Source organism: Streptomyces sp. ADMS, from assembly GCF_033441795.1.
Taxonomy (GTDB): Bacteria; Actinomycetota; Actinomycetes; order Streptomycetales; family Streptomycetaceae; genus Streptomyces.
This window is the reverse complement of sequence record NZ_JAVFVX010000290.1, coordinates 1-1,764: the sequence shown is the minus strand read 5'-3', so window position 1 is coordinate 1,764 and position 1,764 is coordinate 1. Positions and strand designations below refer to the sequence as shown.

The 1,764-nt window shown below is 64.8% G+C and carries 1 protein-coding gene; it reads left to right on the top strand.

The window, feature by feature from the left end; genetic code table 11:
- Window positions 1-394: 394 nt before the first annotated feature.
- Complete coding sequence (gene aspS, locus RB628_RS40445) at window positions 395-1,717, top strand: aspartate--tRNA(Asn) ligase (RefSeq protein ID WP_318325637.1); 1,323 nt, start codon at window positions 395-397, stop codon at window positions 1,715-1,717.
- Window positions 1,718-1,764: the final 47 nt, after the last annotated feature.

Genomic DNA, 1,764 nt, shown 5'->3' with positions numbered 1-1,764 from the left:
GCCCACGCACACCAGCCCCGTGACCAGCAACTTCAGCTTGCACACCTCTCATTGGTGTCAGGCTGCCTCGTTCGCGTGATCTTGCTGTCGTATCCCCGCCTGCCCCGCTATGCTCAACACCAATGCGTTGAAGGAGACAAGTAGCTGCGGGATCACGCAAGCAGAGAGAGTCGCCGGTAGCTGGGAAGGCGGCCTTGCGTCCCGAGGTGAAGACCCTCCTGAGCGCGGGGAGGAACGGCCTATGGAAGGCCTAATGCCCCGCCGGCTGGCCCCCGTCATCGGGCATGAATGAGGCTGTGGCTCTTTGAGCTGCGGTAAAGGCGCGGTGGCACCGCGAGTACCCTTCTCGTCCGCGCCCCCAAGGGATCATGACGACGCCCCTTGGAGGGCTGCGATGATCCACACGACTAACCGTGTACTGGTGTCCGACCTGCGAGAACATGTCGGACAGACCGTTTCCGTATCGGGCTGGGTGAACACGCTCCGCCTGCAGCGCAAAATGCAATTCGTCGTAGTGCGCGACCACACCGGCATGGTTCAGGTAACCCACAAACGCGGCGGCGAAGGCGACGAGGTCGAGGCCGCGCTGGAGGGGCTGACACCTGAGTCCGCGGTCCGGATCACCGGTCGCGTGGTGGACAACCCGATCGTGAAACTCGCCGGCCTGGAGATCCTCCCGGAATCAGTCGAAGTTCTGAACCGGGCAGAGACACCACTACCCATCGACGACCAGACCGGACTCGAACATCGCCTGGACTGGCGGTTCCTGGACGTACGACGTCGGCCCCAGGCACAGTTGCTGTTCGCCGTGCAGACCACGTTCGAGCAGGGGATGCGCGAGTACGCCTATCGGCAGGGGTGCACCGAGATGCACACCCCGAAGCTGATGGGCACCGCCTCGGAGTCCGGCGCTGAGGTGTTCAAGCTCGGCTACTTCGACCGCTCCGCCTACCTGGCTCAGTCGCCTCAGTTCTTCAAGCAGATGGCGATCTCGGCCGGTATCGACAAGGTCTTCGAGATTGGGCCCGTCTTCCGCGCCGAGCCGTCGTTCACCTCCCGGCACGCCACCGAATTCACTGGCGTGGACGTGGAGTTGGCGTGGATCGACGGGGTCGAGGACGTGATGGCGTTCGAGGAGCAGATGCTTGCTCATGCCATCGCCAAGGTCGCCAACGCACACGGTGAGGCGATCCAGGAGACGTTCGGTGTCGAGGTCACGGTGCCGACGACGCCGTTCCCGCGGATCACGATGGCTGAGACACAGGAGATCCTTCGGTCCAAGGGCTGGGACCCGGCGGGAGTGAAAGAGGACCTGGACCCGGAGGGCGAGCGCGGGATCGCAGCGCACATCAAAGAGCAGACCGGCCACGAGTGGGCGTTCATCACCCACTATCCGACAAGCATCCGGCCCTTCTACCACATGCGGCCGGCGGACGACCCGGGTCTGACGCTTAGCTTCGACCTGCTGTGGAAGGGCCTGGAGGTCACGACCGGAGCGCAGCGCGAGCACCGCTACGACGTGCTCCTGAAGCAGGCCGCGGAGAAGGGCATGGGCACCGAGTCGCTGCAGGACTACCTGAACGCGTTCCGGTACGGGTGCCCGCCGCACGGCGGTCTGGGCATGGGGCTCGGGCGGGTCCTGATGGTGATGCTCGGCCTTGAGTCGATCCGTGAGGCCACCTTCCTGTTCCGTGGTCCTAACCGGCTCACCCCGTAGTCACCGCCAAAGGGCCGGGGCCGCTGCACCCTCTGAAGGGTGCAGCG

What these genes read in the sequence shown, in the direction of transcription:
- aspS (WP_318325637.1), top strand. Translation starts at nt 395, where the DNA reads ATGATCCACACGACTAACCGTGTACTGGTGTCCGACCTGCGAGAACAT.